The organism is Mycolicibacterium parafortuitum, from assembly GCF_002086815.1.
Lineage (GTDB): Bacteria > Actinomycetota > Actinomycetes > Mycobacteriales > Mycobacteriaceae > Mycobacterium > Mycobacterium parafortuitum.
The window spans coordinates 483510-501900 of the sequence record NZ_MVID01000001.1; the positions used below are offsets into that span (position 1 = coordinate 483510).

Consider the following 18391-nt stretch of genomic DNA (forward strand, 5'->3'; position numbering starts at 1 on the left):
ACATGCGCATAGACGTGGTGACGATCTTCCCCGCGTTCCTCGATGCGCTGCGGCAGTCGTTGCCGGGCAAGGCCATCGAGTCGGGGATCATCGAGTTCGCCGTGCACGATCTGCGCCGGTGGACCCACGACGTGCATCGCTCCGTCGACGACGCGCCGTACGGCGGGGGACCGGGAATGGTGATGAAGGCGCCGGTGTGGGGGCCCGCGCTCGACGAGATCTGTTCGCCGGAAACGCTTCTCGTGGTACCCACGCCCGCAGGCCGGTTGTTCACCCAGAGCGTCGCCCAGCGCTGGACGCAGGAGAAGCACCTGGTGTTCGCGTGCGGGCGCTACGAGGGCATCGACCAGCGGGTGATCGACGACGCGGCCACCCGGATGCGGGTGGAGGAGGTCTCCATCGGCGACTACGTGCTGCCGGGCGGCGAATCGGCCGCGGTGGTGATGATCGAGGCCGTCGCGCGGTTACTTCCCGACGTGCTCGGCAACCCGGAGTCACATCAGGACGACTCACATTCCGATCACGTGGGCGGGCTGCTGGAAGGGCCGAGCTATACGCGGCCGGCGACCTGGCGGGGACTCGACGTACCCGAGGTGCTGCGGTCCGGCGACCACGCGCGCATCGCCGCGTGGCGGCGGCAGCAGGGGTTGGAACGTACCCGGGAACGCCGCCCGGATCTGCTGCCCGACGAGTTCCGATCCCCGCCCGGGGAAGGCTAGATCGCACCGTCCGGGAACATCGTCCGTACCGCGTCGGTGATGGTCCGGCGGGCGGCGTCGTCGCCGGCGGCCTGCATCGAGGCGATCACCACCACGTACCGGTGGTCGGCGCCGACGACGCCGGTGGACACATGCATCCAGTCGGCGCCGACGCAGCACATCCAGCCCTGTTTGACTGCCACCGGTTCGGCGTAGAGCCCTTCAGGAATGCCGAACCGTTGCGGGTACACCCCGCCCGGCGCCATGCCGTCCGGGGCGGTGGGGGTCGACGCGGCGAGGTTGGACACGATGATGTCGACCTGCTCGGCCGGCAGTCCGCCGGCGCCCGAGAGCAGCATGTCGTAGTAGCGGACCAGATCGGCGGCTGTGCTGGTGGTGTTGAACCACCGGCCGTCACCGGGTTGGCCGGTCGACTTCAGGCCGTAGCGCCGGACCACCCGGTCGATGATGTCGCTGCCGCCGCTGCGGTTCCAGAACACCTCGGCGGCGCTGTCGTCAGAGGCCCGCAGCATCACGTCCAGCGCCTCACGGTCCTCGGGTGAGAGCGTGGTGCGCCCCTCTGCCACCTGCAGCAGCAGGTCGTCGGCGATGAACAGCTTGACCACCGACGCGATCGCGAACGGGCGGTCGTTGCCGTTGGTGATCAGCACGCCGGTGTTGCGGTCGAGGACGGCGGTGGTGATATCGGCTCCGGCATCAGCGGCGCGCGCGGTCGCGAGTGCCTCACGGTCGGCCAGGCCGAGGAACGACGCCGGCGGCTCGTCGGGCGGGATCTCCGGGACCGGGGCCATCGCTCCCAGCGGTGCGATCACCGTCATATGCGGACCTTCGGAGACCGGGGGAGCGCTGCTGCCCGTTGCGGTGCAGCCTGCAGCGACGGCGACCAGAGCAGACATCGCCGCCTTGGTGGTGAACAGCCGCAACGGCCGTCGCATCGCTGGATCCTCCAAGTTGTGGGCCGGTGAAGAAACGTGGCGTGTAGAAACCCTGCGTGTAGAACCGTGCCCCCGAATCCGGGCACGCGCAGCACGCAGCCCGGTGAGACAAGGGTAGCCCCTGAATACCCGTCGCGTTGCTCACGAACCCCACCAGCCCCACGACCCGATCCGCCGATTTCGGGGATCAGCACTCCGTCTGGCACAATTGGGCAGTTGTCTGTGCACGGCTGGGGTGGCATGCCCCGGTATCAGGCGCACGACAAGCCTAAGACGCCCGAATAACACATCGGCTCCGCCACGTCATCAGGACGCGGGTGCGACGCCGCGAACAGCAAGGAAGTGTCACCGATGAACACGCTGGATTTCGTCGACCAGGCATCGTTGCGCGACGATGTGCCGACTTTCGGCCCCGGCGACACCGTCAATGTGCACGTCAAGGTCATCGAGGGCTCCAAGGAGCGCATCCAGGTCTTCAAGGGCGTCGTGCTGCGCCGCCAGGGCGGTGGCGTCCGCGAGACCTTCACGGTGCGCAAGGAGAGCTACGGCGTCGGTGTCGAGCGCACCTTCCCCGTGCACTCGCCCAACATCGACCACATCGACGTGCTCACCCGTGGTGACGTGCGTCGCGCGAAGCTGTACTACCTGCGCGAGCTGCGCGGCAAGAAGGCCAAGATCAAGGAGAAGCGCTGACCCAGGCGCTGACCCTTGGTGGTCGCACAGGCGCGGCGTCGCGCTGACTAGTCTGATCACGTGACGTCGCCCTCTGAGCCCGCAGGGGCCCCTGGCCAACCCCAGCTTCCGGACGATCAATCCGCCGATCCCACTGTCGAAGACCCCGGCGAACGCGCGGACGACAAGAAGGCCGGAAAGAAGCGGGGCGCGCTTCGCGAAGCCGCGATCCTCATCACCATCGCGTTGGTGATCTACTACGTGATGCTGACGTTCATCGCGCGGCCCTATCTGATTCCGTCGGAGTCGATGGAGCCGACGCTGCACGGCTGCAACGGCTGCGTCGGCGACCGGATCATGGTCGACAAGCTGTCGTACCGCTTCGGTTCGCCGCAGCCCGGCGATGTCGTCGTGTTCAAGGGCCCGCCGAACTGGAGCATCGGCTACAAGTCGATCCGGTCCGACAACGCCGCGGTGCGCTGGGTTCAGGATGCGCTCTCTGTCGTCGGCTTCGTCCCGCCCGATGAGAACGATCTGGTCAAACGCATCATCGCCACCGGCGGCCAGACGGTCCAGTGCCGCGTCGACACCGGCCTGACCGTCGACGGCAAACCGCTCAACGAGCCTTACCTCGATCCCGAGACGATGATGGCCGACCCGGCCGTCTACCCGTGCCTCGGCAACGAGTTCGGGCCCGTCACCGTGCCGGAGGGCCGGTTGTGGATGATGGGTGACAACCGCACCCATTCGGCGGATTCCCGCACGCACTGCACCAACGAACCGGCCGACGTGCAGAAGGGTCTGCTGTGCACCGGCGACCCGACGGCCGGGACGATCCCGGTGGAGAATGTCATCGGTAAGGCCCAGTTCATCGCGTGGCCGCCCGGTCGCTGGGGCGGTGTGCACTCGGTGAACCCGCAGAGCTGACAGGAGGCGCGCACACTTGCCGGCTGCTTGGCCCCCGCGAACGGTCATCCGCAGATCGTCGGGCCTGCGCACCCTGGAATCGGCGCTGTACCGCGCCGGTCTGGGACCCGTCGCCGGTGTCGACGAAGTCGGCCGCGGCGCGTGCGCGGGACCGTTGGTCGTCGCGGCATGCGTCCTCGGACCGAACCGCTTGGAGAGCCTGTCCGCCCTCGACGATTCCAAGAAGCTCAACGCGAGCGAGCGTGAGCGGCTGTTCCCGCTGATCCGGCGCTACGCGCTGGCGTATCACGTGGTGTTCATCCCATCGCAGGAGGTCGACCGTCGTGGTGTGCACGTCGCCAACATCGAGGGCATGCGCCGCGCGGTCGCGGGCCTGTCGGTGCGCCCGGGCTATGTGCTCTCCGACGGCTTCCGGGTGCCCGGCCTGCCGATGCCGTCGCTGCCGGTGATCGGGGGTGACGCGGCGGCGGCCTGCATCGCGGCCGCGAGCGTGCTGGCCAAGGTGAGCCGCGACCGGCTGATGGTCGCGATGGACGCCGACCATCCCGGATATGGCTTCGCCGACCACAAGGGTTACAGCACCCGGGCGCATTCCGCGGCGCTGAACCGGCTCGGGCCGTCGACCCAACACCGGTTCTCTTTCATCAATGTGCGACGTTTGGTCGTCGACGGGGAACCCGGGGAGCATGCCGAACTCGAGTGCGGGAAAATATTCGATGACGTCCAGGGAGACGGCGGACTACGTGAAGGACAGCTGAGCCGATGAGTGCCGAAGATCTCGAAAAGTATGAAACCGAGATGGAGCTGTCGCTGTACCGCGAGTACAAGGACATCGTCGGTCAGTTCAGCTACGTGGTGGAGACCGAACGGCGGTTCTATCTGGCCAACAGCGTGGAGATGATCCCGCGCAACGCCGACGGCGAGGTCTACTTCGAACTGAGGCTCGGCGACGCCTGGGTGTGGGACATGTACCGGCCCGCGCGGTTCGTCAAGCAGGTGCGGGTGATCACGTTCAAGGACGTCAACATCGAAGAGGTGGAGAAGCCCGAGCTGCGGCTTCCCGAGTAGCCGGGTCGGGGCCCGAGGTCCGGCCTGGCGCGGTCATGCCCCCCGGACGGCGACCCCGCGGAGCACGGTGTCGCGCGCGAGGATCAGCGCGCTCCGCACGCCGATCTCCTGCAGGATGTTCTCCGGAATCCACTGCTCACCGATGATGCACCGGGTCAGCATGTCGGTTCCGGCGTTGTCGACGTGGATCTCGCCGCTGCGTATCCCCTCGGACAAAAGCGCTTTCATCTGACGGATCCGGGTGGTGAACGACCACGCGGGGTTCGCTGAGTCTGGGGGCGACTGCCGCAACCATGCCAGCTGGATGCGGAACTCGTCGGGAAAATGGTCGAGCGCGTTGATGTTGAGCCAGCTCAGGGCGTCGAGTTTCTCCAGGGTGCTGGACTCCGAGCGGACGATGTCGGTCCACGCGCCGCCGACCTTGAGGCCGAACTCGAGCATGATCGACATCAGCAGCTCGTCCTTGGAGCCGATCACTCGATAGACGGTGCCGGTGCCCAGCCCCGCGGCCGAGGCGATATCGCGGATCGTCGTCATCTCGTAGCCTCGGCGGCCGAACTCGGAGCGGGCGACCGCACGCACGTGCGCGGCCTTCAGATCGGTGTCGCCCTCGGCGTCGTCCCAGCCGGCGATGACCTTCTCGGCGACCGCGAACGCTGCCGATCGGTCGAGGTCCTCATCGGAGGGCGGTTCGGCGGCGAGCCCCTGCAACGCGATCCGGCACTTGAGGGTGGCCAGTTGGTCGACGGGGGCGTTGTGCCGGATGACGTCGAGGCCGACATGCAACATGCTCTGGCACAGGCGATCGGCCAGCGTGGGCAGGTCGACGTCGGAGCGGATGTCGCCGCTCCAGCGGCCTGCCCGCAACGTCTGCAGCATGGCGGCCTGGATCTTCGTCGGCTGGCGCGCGGTCAGTTCGATCAGTTCGGGATCGTTGCTCGGGGCCTCATAGAACGACATCTGCAGCGCAGCGCGATGTTCGACCGCGCACCGGGCGATCGCGCACCCCAACTCGGTGATCCGGTCGGCCACGGTGCGAGAGTCGGCATCGTCGATCCGTTGCAGCGCGAGATCCCCGATCCGGTCCAAATCCGTGTGGTAGAGCCGGATCAGCTCGATGAGGATGGCCTCTTTGGAAGCGAAGTGGTGGTACAGGCTGCCGGCGAGAATTCCTGCGGCATCGGCGATCTGCTGGAGTGAACTGCGCAGCCCGGAGGTGGCGAAGACGGTGTTCGCCGTTTTGAGGATCTCCGTGCGCCGGGTCGCATCTGCGGCCGGTGAATCGGACACCGCGGCGAGGTGGGCAGAGGGTTGCCGCTTCCTGGGGGCGGGACGCCCCCGCTTGGAGTTAGGCCCTGCGTTGTCGGCGCCGGCCATGCCTAGCGGACGCTGCCCGAAGATTGCTGCACGGTGTCCGATCCTACCGAGTCCACGGTCATTTCCCCGGTTCGGGGAACGCGACTTCGGCATCGTCGGGCATGGCGCTGATTCCGCGCCGGTGGCACACCTGCAGCACCTCGTCGACGATTGAGTCGGGCACGATGAACTTCTCTGTCGACGACACCGCGTCCAGGTTCGCCTCGATGTCCTCGGCTTTCGGTTCGGCGCCGTCGCCGGCCAGCCATCCGTCGCCGAGACCGACGAACACCCGTGCGTACCGGCCCGCGCAGGCCGAGTAGTTGCGGTGGCTGAACGGGCAGTTCCGGCTGGCCAGGAAGGTCACCAGTGGGACGACCAGTTCGGGGCGGATGGCGCGCATGAAGCCGGACTCGGCGAGAAACCTCTCGTCCCTGACCGTCTCGCTGACCATTCGCGAAAAGCCAGTCGGCAAAACCGCATTGGATGCGATGCCGTGCGCCGCGCCCTCGATGGCGATGACGTTGGAGAGGCCGACCAGACCGGTCTTGGCGGCGGCGTAGTGTGCCTCCATCGGCTGGCCGAAGTTGCCCGCCGACGAGGAGATGAATACGAACCGGCCGTACCCCTGTTTCCTCATTACGGTGTAGGCCGGCCGGCTCAGAAAGAACCCCCCGTCGAGATGGACGGCGAGCATACGGCGCCAATCGTCGGCCGAGAGTTGTTCGAAAGGAATCGAATTGAAGATGCCTGCGTTACTGATGACCACGTCGAGCCGCCCGAAAGTCGCGACGGCACAGTCCACGATCGCCTGGCCCCCCTCGGGGCTGTCCACCGAATCGCAAGAGGCGACGGCCCGGCCGCCGGCGTCGATGATCTCGTCGACCACGTGATCGGCCACGGCGGCGTCCGAACCGGCCCCGTGCATGGTGCCGCCGAGGTCGTTGACCACCACCGCAGCTCCCCGCCTCGCCAAGTCGAGAGCGTAGAGGCGTCCCAGCCCGCGCCCGGCGCCGGTGACCACCGCGACCTGGCCGGTGAAGTCGATCATCTGTGCGCCTCCACCAGTCGTCGCCCGGCACTCACCCGGCGACCTCACCGTTGATTGACTCCGATGGGTCCGAACCTTACGGTGGAACGAATATTTGGTCAACGACGACGAGGCGGACGCGGAGGCGCGAGTGGCCGACGAGCCGGATCACAAGGGGTATCCAGGTCTGACGATGCTGGCCTCCGCGCTCGCCGGGCGGCCGATGTCGGTGGCGGCCACGCCGCCGGGGCAACCGCCGTGGACCGACGGTCAGACGGTCTTCGTGGACCCCGCCGCCGCGCCGCGGGACACACTGCGCACGGTCGCGGTGCAGGCCTCGCTGATCGCGGCGGGCAGCCTCGACCCCGACGTGCTCGGTGCGCTGACGCGACGGCCCAAGACGGCGACGCGCTATCTGGCGGTCGAGGGTCACCGCGCACTCGTGGCCAACGAGGATCTGCTGCCGGGCCTCGTCGGCGGCCTCGCCGACCACCGCGTCGCGGCCCGCAGTGATTCGGCGGCCGCGTCGCTGGCGATCGCATCGGGTAAAGACCTCGTCGACGAGCCGCCCGGGGTTTTCGGCGTGCTGGCGCCCAAGAAGGTGCTGTCCGCGGGGCGCACGGGCAGGCAGGTCGATCACGAGGCCGCCGGACACGTGCCCCGCAACCGCGACGACAAGCGTGCGCTCGAGGAACTCGACGACGGCGAGGTCGACGACACCGACGATCCCGACCTGTTCAGCAGCCCGGTCGGCGGCGGCGGATTCATCGGGAAGTGGCTGAAGAAGATGCTGTCGTCGTCGCGTAAGACGGGCAGCGGCGACGGTCCGCCCGGCGCCGATTCGCCGACGCACCGGGTCAACTCGGTGCGGCGCGGGGCGAACGCGGTGGCCTCGTTGGCGTCGGCCCCGTCCGAGTCGGGCGCCGACGCCGAGAGCCCCGGCTTCAGCTATCCGGAATGGGATGTCGGGCGCAGGGCCTACCGACTGGGCTGGTGCACGGTGCGTGAGGTGCCGCCTTCGGTGAAACCCGCTGCGGCCCAAGACATCGATAGGGTGATCGGGGTGCGCAGGCCGCTCGCGCGGCTCGGGATGGGACTGCATCGCCGTCACCGGCAGTCGCAGGGCGACGACATCGACATCGACGCGGCGGTCGAGGCACGGGTGGAGGTCAGGGCCGGTTCGACACCCGAGGAGAACGTGTACCTCGACAGTCTCCGCCGTCGCCGTGACCTGTCGGTCCTGCTGTTGCTCGACATCTCCGGATCCACCGCCGAGGCCGGCTCGGCGGGCCGCACCGTGCACCAGCAGCAGCGTGAGGTGGTCGCCCACCTCGCCGTCGCGCTGCACGACCTCGGTGACCGGGTCGCGCTGTATGCGTATTACTCGCAGGGTCGCAAGGACGTCACGGTGGTGCCGGTCAAGCGCTTCGACGAGCACCTCGACGCCGCGGTCAGCAGGCGTTTGAACAGCCTTGAACCCGCGGCATATTCGCGTCTCGGGGCGGCGATCCGGCACGGGTCCGCGGTGCTCGAGGCGCGTGGTGGCACCGCCAGGCGCCTGCTGGTGGTGCTCTCGGACGGGCTGGCCTACGACCACGGATACGAGCGGGCCTACGGCGCCGCCGATGCGCGGCGGGCATTGACCGAGGCGCGCAGGCGGGGTGTGGGCTGTGTGTGCCTGACCGTCGGTGCGAGCACCGACACCGCGGCGCTGCGCTCGGTGTTCGGTAGCGCGGCGCACGCGATGATCGGCCACCCCGACCAGCTCGCCGGGGTGATCGGACCGATCTTTCGGTCCGCGTTGCGCGCCGCCGAGGTGCGGCGCCGCGTCGCGTGACGCCGAACGGACTCAGTGCACCGCAACGACGCGGGCGAGGGAAGGAACACGATGGGCAGCGACACCCGGTATGAATCCGCGATCGCCGACAAGAACGGCGCGTCCACGCGGGCACAGAACCGGCCGTACTACACGCCGGTGGGCAACGAGGAGGCGGTGTTCCGGGCCGCCTACCGGCAGGGCCTATCGATCGTGCTGAAGGGCCCGACGGGCTGCGGCAAGACGCGCTTCGTCGAGGCGATGGCCCACGACCTCGGCAGGCCGCTGATCACCGTCGCATGCCACGACGATCTGACCACCGCCGACCTGGTCGGGCGGTACCTGCTGCGCGGCGACGAGACCGTGTGGGTGGACGGCCCGCTGACCCGCGCCGTGCGCGAGGGTGCGATCTGTTATCTCGACGAGGTGGTCGAGGCCCGCCAGGACACCACCGTGGTGCTGCATCCGCTCGCCGACTACCGCCGCCAGCTCCCGATCGAACGGCTCGGCGTCACGCTGGACGCCGCGCCGGGATTCGGTCTGGTGGTCTCCTACAACCCGGGCTACCAGAGCGTGCTCAAGGATCTCAAGGACTCCACGCGCCAACGCATGGTCGCCATCGAGTTCGGTTTCCCCGCACCGGAAATCGAGGAGTCCATCGTCGCCCACGAGGCTGGTGTCGGACGCGAGACCGCCGCCGCACTGGTGCGGTTCGGGCAGGCGATCCGCAGGCTGGAGACAGGGGGGCTGCGTGAGGTGGCCTCCACCCGTGTGCTGATCGCGGCGGGCCGGCTGACCGCCGAGGGGCTGAGCCTCGGCGAGGCGGCACTGGCCGCGATCGCGGGCCCGCTCACCGACGACGCGACGGTGGGCCGCGGGCTCGCCGAGATGATCGATGTCTATCTCGATACCGGGACCGGCGCCGGTGATTGACGCTGCCCGACCGCGCCGCTAGGGTCTGAACAAATATTAGGTTTCTGGCCGGGGTATCGGTCCTGACCGAAAACGCGTCTGCCGAGGAGGCCGGATGTCCTACGAGAGCACCGCGGAGCCCATCAAGGTCGGCTATCTGATGGACTTCACGCTCCCGCCGGGATTTCCCGACGAGTTGTTCGCGTCGTTCACCCGGACATTCGAGTTGGTGTTCGCCGAGGCGGTCGAACAGGGCCTGATGGACCGCCCGGTGCAGATGATCTACCGCGAGGTCGAAGGGCTGCCGAAGGGTTCGGTGAAGGCGGTGATCGACGCCTACGGCGAACTCGTCGACGAGGGTGCCCTGGTGGTGTTCGGGCCGAACATCACCGACAACTGCGTGCCGCTGCGCGAGGCGATCGAGGAGCGGTTCAAGGTGCCCGCGATCAGCGTGACCGGAACCGACGACTGGCTCGGCGAGTGGACGTTCGCGTTCCCGCAAGGGTCGATGACCGATGAGCCGATCTTCCTGGCCGACCTCGTCGCCAAGCGCGGCCTCAGCGAGATCGGCGTGCTCGTCGAACAGAGCCTGATCGGTGAAAGCTATCTGAAGAACCTGCGAACCGCATGCCGACGCAAGGGAATTCGCATCGTCGCCGAGGTCGAGATCGCACAGACCGCGCAGGACACCGACGCCGCCGTACAGACGCTGCACGAAGCCAAGGCCGAGGCGATCGTCCACCTCGGTTTCGGTTTCGGCGTCGTGTTCGTCAACCCCGCCCTGGAGAGCCTCGGCTGGGATCCGCCCCGGTTCACCACGACGGCGTTCCAGAACGCATGGGTCAACCCGATCATGTGGAACGCGTTCATGGGGTGGGTCGGCGTCGACCAGTACGACGAGGAGAACCCGATCGGGCAGGCGTTCCTGGACCAGTACGCCGCGGCCTACGACGGCAGCCGGCCCGAGTACTGCGTGACCGTCGTGAACCGCGATGTCGCCGCGACCCTGGTGCGGGCCTTCACCGACGCCCATCCACTGAGCCCCCGCGGGGTCAAGGAGGCACTCGAGCGGGTCAAGATGCTTCCCGCCGCGTCCGGAGCGCCGGGAACCCGCGTGTCCCTGGGTAAATGGACCCGGCGCGCATGGATGGGCGCCGGCTATCTGGTGGCCCGCACACTCGACGCCGACGGGGTGAACTCGCACCTGGTCGACCGGTTCGGGCAGGCGTAGCGGCGATGACGACCCGGGAGGAGGTCGACACCGCAAACACCGAGACCACCCCGCGGAAGCGGCCCAACTGGGGGCGCTGGATCTCGCTGCTCGCGTGGCTCGGCTTCCTCGGGTTGTTCGCCGCGGTCGGGCGCACCGAGGTCGATCCCCGGGTGGCCAACCCGAACGTCGAGGGACGGCCGCGCCCGGTCGAGTTCCTGACCGGCTTCGACCACTGGCAGATCATCCCCCAGGTCGGCGCGCTGCTGATGGTCGTGGTGCTGACCATCGTGTTCATCCGCGGCTGGCGCAAGAACCCGGGCAGCCCGGTGCTGTTGATGATGCTGGTGACCACGCTGATCGTGTGGCAGGACCCGATCATGAACTGGGCGCCGTACGCGGTCTACAACCCGATCCTGGTGCACTGGCCGGAGAACTGGCCGCTGATCATGATGTCGCCGACGGTCGAGCCGTTCATCGTGTTCGGCTATGTGACGTTCTACTTCGGCCCGTACTTCCCGGCGATCTGGATCCTGCGCAAGTTGCAGGCCAAACACGGCCCGGAGTCGTTCGCCAGCAGGCACCCGCTGGTCAGCCTCGGCGGGCTGGTGCTGGTGATCGGCTTCATCTTCGACGCGATCCTCGAGATCAGCCTGGTCCGCACCGGCCTGTACATCTACTCGCAGGCCATCCCGTTCGGAACGCTGTTCCCCGGCACCACCTTCCAGTTCCCGCTGCTGTGGGAATCGCTGTCGGTGACGTTCGTGATGATCCCGGCGGCGATCCTGGTCTACCGCGACGACACCGGTAAATCGGTGGCGGAGAAGCTCGCCGCGAAGGCGCGGCTGTTCCCGAAGCGACCGGTGCTGGGCACCTTCCTGGTGATGTTCGCGATCATCAACGTGTCGTACTTCGCGTACGGCTCCTGGTTCTGGGCGATCAAGGCCAGCGGGCTGGCCACCGCCGTCGCGTGCCCGTGGCCCTATCCCGAGGCGAAAGTCTTCGACCCGCAGGGCTATTTCGAGGAGAACGGCGCCGAGGGACCGTATTCGGTGGGCAAGTGGTCGACGTGGCAGTACGCGCTGCCCGACGGTCGACCCGACGTGGAACGGGGATCCAAGAGCATGAAATGCGCGACCGAGGGCAACGAATGACCGGGCAGCGCACGGTGCTGATCACCGGCGCGTCCCGTGGGCTCGGCTTCGCGTCGGCGGTTCGCCTGTATCGCGAGGGCTGGCGGGTGGTCGCCGCGATGCGTACCCCCGACCGCGGAATGCCGTTGCTGCGCGAGGCGACCGGCGCGGCCGAGGACGACGACCGGCTGATCGGTGTCACCCTCGACCTGACCGACGCGTCGTCGATCGTCGCCGCCGCCAAGACGATCGACGAGACGGTCGGGGCGCCCTATGCGATCGTGCACAATGCCGGGATCTCGGCGACCGGGGTGGTCGAGGACACGGATGTCGCCCTGTGGCAGCAGATGTTCGCCACCCATGTGCTGGGTCCGGTCGCGTTGACGAAAGCGCTGCTGCCGTCGATGCGGGAGGCGGGCGAGGGCCGGATCGTGCTGGTGTCCAGTGCCAGTGGCGTGCGGGGTCAGCCGTCGATCGCACCGTATTCGGCGGCCAAGGGGGCGCTCGAACGCTGGGGCGAATCGATGGCCGGTGAGATCGCCCCGTTCGGTCTCGGGGTGACCGTTCTGGTCACCGGCACCTACGACACCGACATCATCACCGACGCGGGCACCACCGACGACCGCAACTTCGCCGGCCCGTATGCCCGGATCTACCAGACGATGGATTCGCGGGGCCGGCTCGCGATGCGGATGGCCCGCCCCCCGCAGCGGTTCACCGACGGTCTGCTCAAGGCGTTGCACGACGACGGGTCGTTTCGCCGGCGCGCCGTCGGCCCCGACGCGGCGATGCTGGTGGTGTGCAACCGGGTGTTGCCCGCCGCCGGCATGCACCACATGTCGCGGCTCGTGATGGGGATCCCGAAGCAGGGCGCGATGCGCGGCGGGGCGTGGCCGCTGACGACCGCACAGCGCGCGATGGTGGCTGCGGCGAAAGTCGTTCCGCAGCCGGTGATGACGCGGTTGGCCTACGTCGCAGCGCGGCGAGTCGCGCGACAGAAGGGTACGACCGATGGCTGAGGGCGCCCACGAGCCGAGGATGCTGATCGACGGCAAGCTCGTCGACGGCAAGCTGGTCGACGGCAAGGCGGGCACATTCGTCAACATCAACCCCGCGACCGAGGAGGTCCTCGGCGAGGTCGCCGACGCGTCGAAGGCCGATATGCTCCGCGCGATCGACGCCGCGCGGCGGGCGTTCGACGAGACCGACTGGTCGACGAATCACCAGCTGCGCAAGCGGTGTCTCGAGCAACTCCACGACGCCCTGGAGGCCGAGAAGGAGGAACTGCGTGAGGAACTGATCCGCGAGGTCGGCGCCCCGCGGGCGGTCACCCACGGCCCGCAGCTCGACGCCCCTCTGGCCGACGGGCTGCGATATCCGGCCCGGCTGATCGAGACCTTCCCGTGGGAAACCGATCTCGGCGACATGGTGGTCTCGGTCACCGGTGTGAACACCACCAGAAAGGTGTGGCACGAACCCGTCGGTGTGGTCGGCGCGATCACCCCGTGGAACTTCCCGTTCGAGGTCGCGGTCAACAAGCTCGGCCAGGCGCTGGCGGCGGGAAACACCGTCGTGCTCAAACCCGCCCCGGACACCCCGTTCAACGCCACCAGGATCGGGCGGCTGATCGCCGAGCAGACCGACTTCCCGGCCGGGGTCGTCAACATCGTCACCGCGTCGGACCATCTCGTCGGCGAGGAGCTGACGCTCTCGCCGAAGGTCGACATGATCTCGTTCACCGGCTCCACCGCGGTGGGCAAGCGGATCATGGAGAAGGGTGCCGCGACGATGAAGCGGCTCTTCCTCGAGCTCGGCGGAAAGTCCGCGACGATCGTCCTCGAGGACGCGGATTTCAACACCGCCTGCCTGATCGGTATCGGCCCGCTGATGCACGCGGGCCAGGGCTGCGCCGCGCCCACCCGAATGCTGTTGCCGCGCTCGCGGTATGACGAGGGCGTCGCGATCCTGAAAGGTATCTACGAGAACATCAAAGCGAGCGACCCGCACGATCCCGGCACCCTGTGCGGACCGGTCATCTCGGCCAAACAGCAGGCCCGCATCCTCGGCTACGTCGGCAAGGGCGTCGAGGAGGGGGCGACGCTGCTGGTCGGCAGCACCGAGGCCCCGGCCCGGTTCGACAAGGGCTTCTGGGTCGACCCGACCCTGTTCACCGACGTCGACAACTCGATGACCATCGCGCAGGAGGAGATCTTCGGACCCGTGCTGGCGGTGATCCCGTACGACGACGAGGACGACGCGGTCCGGATCGCCAACGACAGCGTCTACGGCCTGGCCGGCAACGTGATGTCGAGCTCGCTGGAGCGGTCGCTGAGCGTCGCACGCCGGTTGCGAGCGGGGTTCATCGGCCTCAACGGCACCGCGGGCTACGGCGCGGACACGCCGTTCGGTGGCTACAAGGACAGCGGGGTCGGCCGCCAGAACGGCGTCGTCGGGTTCGGCCAGTACACCGAGATCAAGTCCGTCGCCCACCCGGCCCAGTAGCGGCTCAGCGGATATTCAGGAGGAACCGTGTCCCAATTGTTCGACGATCTGGAGGATTTCGGGTCGTTCGACGACGCCGTGTCCGGCGACGTGCGCGACCCGTACCCGGAACTGGCCCGGCTCCGGCGCGAGGAACCGATCCAGCGCATCGACATGTCCGCGATGCCCGGACAGGCCGGTCTACCGGTGTTCATTGTCTACCGCTACGAGGACGCGCAGCAGATGCTGCGCGACAACGAGACGTTCTCGTCCTCCGGGGTGATCGCGGCATTCGGTCCGGTGCTCGGCGACCGGGTGATGCTCGGCATGGACGAGCCGGTGCACGGCCGGCTGCGCTCGCTGATATCGGCGGCGTTCTCGCAGAAGTCGCTGGCCAGACGGCAGGACGAACTGGTCGCCCGAGTCGGCAACGAACTGATCGATACGTTCGCAGACAACGGGAAAGCCGATCTGGTCAAGCAATTCACCTTCGACTACCCGAGCCGGATCATCGCCGGGCTGCTCGGGCTTCCCGAGCGGGACTACCCCCAGTTCCAGCGCTGGTCCATCTCGCTGCTGGGGTGGGTGGTGAATCCGGAGCGCGGGCTGGCCGCGTCGGCGGCGCTGTGCGAGTACTTCGCGCCGATTCTGGAGGCGCGCCGAACGGAACCCAGGGACGACCTGATCAGTCTGTTGGCCGCGGCCGAGATCGACGGTGAGAAGCTGACCGACGAGGAGATCTACTCGTTCCTGCGGCTGCTGCTGCCCGCCGGCGTCGAGACGGTTTACCGGTCGCTGGGCAATCTGCTGTTCGCATTGCTCACCCACACCGCGCAACTGGACGCCGTCCGTGCCGACCGGTCGCTGATCCCGCAGGCCATCGAGGAGGCGGTGCGCTGGAATCCGCCGCTGCTGACGATCACCCGCACCACCACGTGCGACACCGTGCTCGGCGGGGTGGAGATCCCGAAGGGGTGTTCCGTGCTGCCGATGCTGGGTTCGACGAACCGGCAGGAGGACCGCTGGGAGAACCCCGACGACTTCGACCTGTTCCGGACGGCGAAGGCGAACCTCGGCTGGGGGTACGGCGTGCACGTCTGCCTCGGCATGCACCTGGCCCGGCTGGAGATGCGCACCGCGGTGAACCTTCTGCTCGACCGACTGCCCGATCTGCGGATGGACCCCGACGGGGACGATCCGCACATCCGGGGCCAGATCTTCCGGTCACCGACGTCTCTGCCGGTTCTGTTCGACCCGGTGAGGAGTGCGGTATGAGTGACCTGACCGGCGCCCGGGTCGTTTTCGAGACCGTCGACTACTTCACCGACGTCGCCCTGGTGCCCGACCCGTACCCGTACTTCGACCACCTGCGGTCGAAATGCCCGGTGGCTCCCGCCACCCCGTTCAATGTGCTCGCGGTGACCGGGTACGCCGAAGCGCTGTCGGTGTACAAGAATCCGGCGTTCTCGTCCTGCAACTCGGTGGCCGGGCCGTTCGCCGGGATGCCGTTCGGCCCGGGCGAGAGCGACGACGTCACCGATCTGATCGAGCAGCACCGCGGCGCGGTGCCGATGGCCGAGCACATCACCTCCCAGGACCCGCCGTTGCACACCCGCACCCGCGGTCTGCTGAGCCGGCTGATCACGCCGAAGCGCCTCAAGGAGAACGAGGACTTCATGTGGCGGCTGGCCGACCGACAACTCGACACGTTCATCGACAACGGCAGTGCCGAGTTTCTCGCCGACTACGCAAAACCGTTCTCGCTGCTGGTGATCGCCGACCTGCTGGGGGTGCCGGCCGAGGACCACGAGGAGTTCAAGGCGGCGTTCGCGCTGGAGACGGTCGGCGAACTCGGCAAGGAGGCGCCGACGTCGCACAACCCGCTGGAGTGGCTCAACGACAAGTTCCACGGCTACATCGAGGACCGCAGGCGCAGCCCGCGCGAGGACGTGCTGACCGAACTCGCCCAGGCCAAACACGAGGACGGGTCGACGCCGGACATCGAGGACGTGATGAACCTGTCGACGTTCCTGTTCGCCGCGGGCACCGAGACGACCACCAAACTGGTCAGCTCGGCGGTGCGGTTCCTCGGGGACAACCCGGGTTACGAGGCGATGCTTCGCTCCGACCGCAGCAGGATCCCGGCGTTCCTGGAGGAGACGCTGCGGATGGAGAGCCCGGTCAAATCGCATTTCCGGATGGCGAGCACGACGACGACCGTCGGGGGCGTGACCGTGCCCGCGGGCACCACGGTGATGGTGCTGCCCGGCGCGTGCAATCGGGATGCGCGAAAGTTCCAGAACCCGAACGAGTTCCAGCCGGACCGACCCAATGTGCGCGAACAGATCGCGTTCATCCGGGGCGCCCATTCATGCCCCGGGGCGCCGCTGGCGCGCGCCGAGGGACGGATCTCGCTGGAACGGATCCTCGACCGGATGGAGAACATCGCGATCTCCGAGGAACATCACGGCCCCGCCGGCAACCGTCGCTACACCTACGAGCCGACGTTCATCATGCGCGGCCTGTCCGAGCTGCACATCACGTTCACCACGAAGGAGAACCAATGACCGGCAAACTGGAGGGCAAGGTCGCGTTCATCACCGGCGCCGCCCGTGGCCAGGGCCGTGCGCATGCGATCGCGATGGCCCGGGAGGGCGCCGACATCATCGCGGTGGACATCTGCCGTGACATCCCGTCCAATCCGTACCCGCTGGCCACCCCCGAGGATCTCGCCGAGACCGAGCGTTCGGTCAAGGAAGCCGGCCGCCAGGTTCTGGCCCGCGTCGCCGATGTCCGTGAGCGCCACGAACTTCGGGAAGCCGCCGAGGCCGGCGTCGCCAACTTCGGCAAGATCGACATCGTCGTAGCCAACGCGGGCATCCTGCCGATGGCGATGGGCAACCCCGACCCGATGGGCTTCGTCGACGCGTCCGACGTCGACCTCGTCGGTGTGATGAACACCGTCGCGGTCGCGATCCCGCATCTGCCGGACGGCGCGTCGATCATCGTCACCGGCTCCACCGCGGGGATGATCCGTGGCACCACCACGAGCCCGGACATGGGCCCCGGCGGTGCCGGATACGGGTGGAGCAAGCGCATCGTCATCGAGTACGTCGAGGAGATGAGCCTGCACCTCGCCCCGCGGATGATCCGCGTCAACGCGATCCACCCGACCAACTGCAACACCCATCTGCTGCAGAACGAAGGCATGTACGGGGTTTTCCGGCCCGACCTGAAGGCCGAGGGCAAGACCCCGACCCGTGAGGACGCCGAACCGCTGTTCTCACTGTTCCAGGCGATGCCGATCCCGTACATCGAGCCTGAGGACATGGCCAACCTCGGGGTCTTCCTGGCCAGTGACGACAGCCGCTACATCACCGGCCAGCAGATCCGCGTCGACGCCGGTTCACTGCTGAAGTGGCCCAACGGTCCCGGGGGATAGGCGTTCTCATTCCGGGCGGTGCAGGAACCCGTGCAGGACGGCCTGCACCAGCTCGTCGACGATCGCCTCGCGCGGCGGCGGGGTGTTGCCGTAGAACGTCGACCGCAGTGCCACCATTCCGACGATCATCGCGACGGTGGAGTGCGCGGGCAGATCCGGCTGGGCCGACCGCATCCCGCGCAGCTGCATCCCCTCGGCGCTGATCTGGCCGAGCACGCTGAGTGAGCGCCGGATGTCGGCGATACCCAAGGCCTCGATGTCCTCGTCGCTGAGTCCGTCGGCGGCCACCAGGGTGAGCAGCAGGCCCCGGTGTTCGACGAGGACGTCGTAGAGCCGTCCGACGAACTGCCGGGACAGTTCCTCCTCGTCGGTCTCCTCCGGGACGACCGCCTGCCAGGTGCCCCGGAACTCGTCGAGGAAGCCGGTGAACGGGGTGACGAGGGCTTCGCGAAACAGCCCGGCCTTGGAGCCGAAGTGGCGGAACAGCAGATACTCGCTGACGCCGGCGGCCTCGGCGATCTCACGGGTCGTGGTGGCGCGATAGTCCCTGCGCGCGAAGAGATCCCGCGCCGCGTCCAGCAGGAGACGGCGCGCTTCGCCGCGAGGCCGGCGGGGGCTGCGGGCCTCGGGGTCGGGCTGGTTGCTGGATGAATGTCGCTGGGGCACTGGACCTCAGCGTAGTCGGGCCTT

At 67.9% G+C, this 18391-nt stretch carries 18 protein-coding genes; 14 read left to right on the forward strand and 4 right to left on the reverse strand.

Translation table 11 applies throughout. The features are described 5' to 3' along the window. The first annotated feature begins 2 nt into the window (after positions 1 to 2). Positions 3 to 719: a tRNA (guanosine(37)-N1)-methyltransferase TrmD gene (trmD, locus tag BST38_RS02240; protein WP_083141580.1), complete on the forward strand. Its 717-nt coding sequence runs from the start codon at positions 3 to 5 to the stop codon at positions 717 to 719. Here trmD and BST38_RS02245 read toward each other — a convergent pair. Continuing rightward, positions 716 to 1654: a serine hydrolase gene (locus BST38_RS02245; protein ID WP_083141581.1), complete on the reverse strand. Its 939-nt coding sequence runs from the start codon at positions 1652 to 1654 to the stop codon at positions 716 to 718. The genes trmD and BST38_RS02245 overlap by 4 nt on opposite strands. Before the next feature lie 351 nt (positions 1655 to 2005). Between BST38_RS02245 and rplS the strand changes: the two genes are divergently transcribed. The 4 genes from rplS to BST38_RS02265 are packed head-to-tail and all read left to right on the forward strand — an operon-like array spanning position 2006 to position 4321. Further along, positions 2006 to 2347, forward strand: coding sequence for a 50S ribosomal protein L19 (gene rplS, locus BST38_RS02250; protein WP_083141582.1), 342 nt, complete (start codon positions 2006 to 2008; stop codon positions 2345 to 2347). 60 nt (positions 2348 to 2407) lie between these two features. Beyond that, positions 2408 to 3253 (forward strand): signal peptidase I, encoded by an 846-nt coding sequence (gene lepB / locus BST38_RS02255; protein ID WP_083141583.1) that lies wholly within the window; start codon positions 2408 to 2410, stop codon positions 3251 to 3253. A 16-nt stretch (positions 3254 to 3269) separates the two neighbouring features. Next, positions 3270 to 4019 carry a ribonuclease HII gene (locus tag BST38_RS02260; RefSeq protein ID WP_083141584.1) on the forward strand — a complete coding sequence of 250 codons (750 nt, stop codon included), beginning with the start codon at positions 3270 to 3272 and terminating at the stop codon, positions 4017 to 4019. Beyond that, a complete protein-coding gene (locus BST38_RS02265; protein ID WP_011895015.1) occupies positions 4016 to 4321 on the forward strand; it encodes a DUF2469 domain-containing protein in 306 nt (101 codons plus the stop codon). The genes BST38_RS02260 and BST38_RS02265 overlap by 4 nt, the downstream gene beginning before the upstream one ends. Before the next feature lie 33 nt (positions 4322 to 4354). Here BST38_RS02265 and BST38_RS02270 read toward each other — a convergent pair whose 3' ends face one another. Beyond that, positions 4355 to 5698, reverse strand: a complete 1344-nt coding sequence (locus BST38_RS02270) for a TetR/AcrR family transcriptional regulator (RefSeq protein ID WP_083141585.1) — start codon at positions 5696 to 5698, stop codon at positions 4355 to 4357. Between the two features lie 58 nt (positions 5699 to 5756). Further along, a complete protein-coding gene (locus BST38_RS02275; protein ID WP_083141586.1) occupies positions 5757 to 6728 on the reverse strand; it encodes an SDR family NAD(P)-dependent oxidoreductase in 972 nt (323 codons plus the stop codon). Between the two features lie 172 nt (positions 6729 to 6900). On the opposite strand from BST38_RS02275, the gene BST38_RS02280 reads away from it, so the two are divergent. The 9 genes from BST38_RS02280 (at position 6901) to BST38_RS02320 (ending at position 17701) form a co-directional block, all read left to right on the forward strand. Continuing rightward, positions 6901 to 8544: a nitric oxide reductase activation protein NorD gene (locus BST38_RS02280; RefSeq protein WP_165761547.1), complete on the forward strand. Its 1644-nt coding sequence runs from the start codon at positions 6901 to 6903 to the stop codon at positions 8542 to 8544. Between the two features lie 51 nt (positions 8545 to 8595). Further along, positions 8596 to 9456: a CbbQ/NirQ/NorQ/GpvN family protein gene (locus BST38_RS02285; protein ID WP_083141588.1), complete on the forward strand. Its 861-nt coding sequence runs from the start codon at positions 8596 to 8598 to the stop codon at positions 9454 to 9456. A 94-nt stretch (positions 9457 to 9550) separates the two neighbouring features. Further along, positions 9551 to 10666, forward strand: coding sequence for an ABC transporter substrate-binding protein (locus tag BST38_RS02290; RefSeq protein WP_083141589.1), 1116 nt, complete (start codon positions 9551 to 9553; stop codon positions 10664 to 10666). Positions 10667 to 10671: 5 nt separating this feature from the next. Continuing rightward, the gene (locus BST38_RS02295; protein ID WP_083141590.1) at positions 10672 to 11799 is read left to right on the forward strand and encodes a spirocyclase AveC family protein; all 1128 of its coding nucleotides are present in this window, start codon (positions 10672 to 10674) and stop codon (positions 11797 to 11799) included. Then, positions 11796 to 12797: an SDR family oxidoreductase gene (locus BST38_RS02300; RefSeq protein ID WP_181792031.1), complete on the forward strand. Its 1002-nt coding sequence runs from the start codon at positions 11796 to 11798 to the stop codon at positions 12795 to 12797. The genes BST38_RS02295 and BST38_RS02300 overlap by 4 nt, the downstream gene beginning before the upstream one ends. After that, the gene (locus BST38_RS02305) at positions 12790 to 14280 is read left to right on the forward strand and encodes an aldehyde dehydrogenase family protein (RefSeq protein WP_083141592.1); all 1491 of its coding nucleotides are present in this window, start codon (positions 12790 to 12792) and stop codon (positions 14278 to 14280) included. The genes BST38_RS02300 and BST38_RS02305 overlap by 8 nt, the downstream gene beginning before the upstream one ends. A gap of 27 nt (positions 14281 to 14307) precedes the next feature. Continuing rightward, positions 14308 to 15534, forward strand: a complete 1227-nt coding sequence (locus tag BST38_RS02310) for a cytochrome P450 (RefSeq protein ID WP_083141593.1) — start codon at positions 14308 to 14310, stop codon at positions 15532 to 15534. Beyond that, positions 15531 to 16826 (forward strand): cytochrome P450, encoded by a 1296-nt coding sequence (locus tag BST38_RS02315; RefSeq protein ID WP_083141594.1) that lies wholly within the window; start codon positions 15531 to 15533, stop codon positions 16824 to 16826. The genes BST38_RS02310 and BST38_RS02315 overlap by 4 nt, the downstream gene beginning before the upstream one ends. Beyond that, positions 16823 to 17701, forward strand: a complete 879-nt coding sequence (locus BST38_RS02320; RefSeq protein ID WP_083141595.1) for a mycofactocin-coupled SDR family oxidoreductase — start codon at positions 16823 to 16825, stop codon at positions 17699 to 17701. The genes BST38_RS02315 and BST38_RS02320 overlap by 4 nt, the downstream gene beginning before the upstream one ends. 6 nt (positions 17702 to 17707) lie before the next feature. On the opposite strand, the gene BST38_RS02325 is transcribed toward BST38_RS02320, so the two are convergent. After that, a complete protein-coding gene (locus BST38_RS02325; RefSeq protein ID WP_083141596.1) occupies positions 17708 to 18367 on the reverse strand; it encodes a TetR/AcrR family transcriptional regulator in 660 nt (219 codons plus the stop codon). Positions 18368 to 18391: the final 24 nt, after the last annotated feature.

Excerpts from the sequence above, each read along its gene's own strand:
- trmD (WP_083141580.1), top strand. The coding sequence starts at position 3 with ATGCGCATAGACGTGGTGACGATCTTCCCCGCGTTCCTCGATGCGCTG.
- BST38_RS02245 (WP_083141581.1), bottom strand. The coding sequence starts at position 1,654 with ATGCGACGGCCGTTGCGGCTGTTCACCACCAAGGCGGCGATGTCTGCT.
- rplS (WP_083141582.1), top strand. The coding sequence starts at position 2,006 with ATGAACACGCTGGATTTCGTCGACCAGGCATCGTTGCGCGACGATGTG.
- BST38_RS02265 (WP_011895015.1), top strand. The coding sequence starts at position 4,016 with ATGAGTGCCGAAGATCTCGAAAAGTATGAAACCGAGATGGAGCTGTCG.
- BST38_RS02270 (WP_083141585.1), bottom strand. The coding sequence starts at position 5,698 with ATGGCCGGCGCCGACAACGCAGGGCCTAACTCCAAGCGGGGGCGTCCC.
- BST38_RS02275 (WP_083141586.1), bottom strand. The coding sequence starts at position 6,728 with ATGATCGACTTCACCGGCCAGGTCGCGGTGGTCACCGGCGCCGGGCGC.
- BST38_RS02280 (WP_165761547.1), top strand. The coding sequence starts at position 6,901 with ATGCTGGCCTCCGCGCTCGCCGGGCGGCCGATGTCGGTGGCGGCCACG.
- BST38_RS02285 (WP_083141588.1), top strand. The coding sequence starts at position 8,596 with ATGGGCAGCGACACCCGGTATGAATCCGCGATCGCCGACAAGAACGGC.
- BST38_RS02290 (WP_083141589.1), top strand. The coding sequence starts at position 9,551 with ATGTCCTACGAGAGCACCGCGGAGCCCATCAAGGTCGGCTATCTGATG.
- BST38_RS02295 (WP_083141590.1), top strand. The coding sequence starts at position 10,672 with ATGACGACCCGGGAGGAGGTCGACACCGCAAACACCGAGACCACCCCG.
- BST38_RS02300 (WP_181792031.1), top strand. The coding sequence starts at position 11,796 with ATGACCGGGCAGCGCACGGTGCTGATCACCGGCGCGTCCCGTGGGCTC.
- BST38_RS02305 (WP_083141592.1), top strand. The coding sequence starts at position 12,790 with ATGGCTGAGGGCGCCCACGAGCCGAGGATGCTGATCGACGGCAAGCTC.
- BST38_RS02315 (WP_083141594.1), top strand. The coding sequence starts at position 15,531 with ATGAGTGACCTGACCGGCGCCCGGGTCGTTTTCGAGACCGTCGACTAC.
- BST38_RS02320 (WP_083141595.1), top strand. The coding sequence starts at position 16,823 with ATGACCGGCAAACTGGAGGGCAAGGTCGCGTTCATCACCGGCGCCGCC.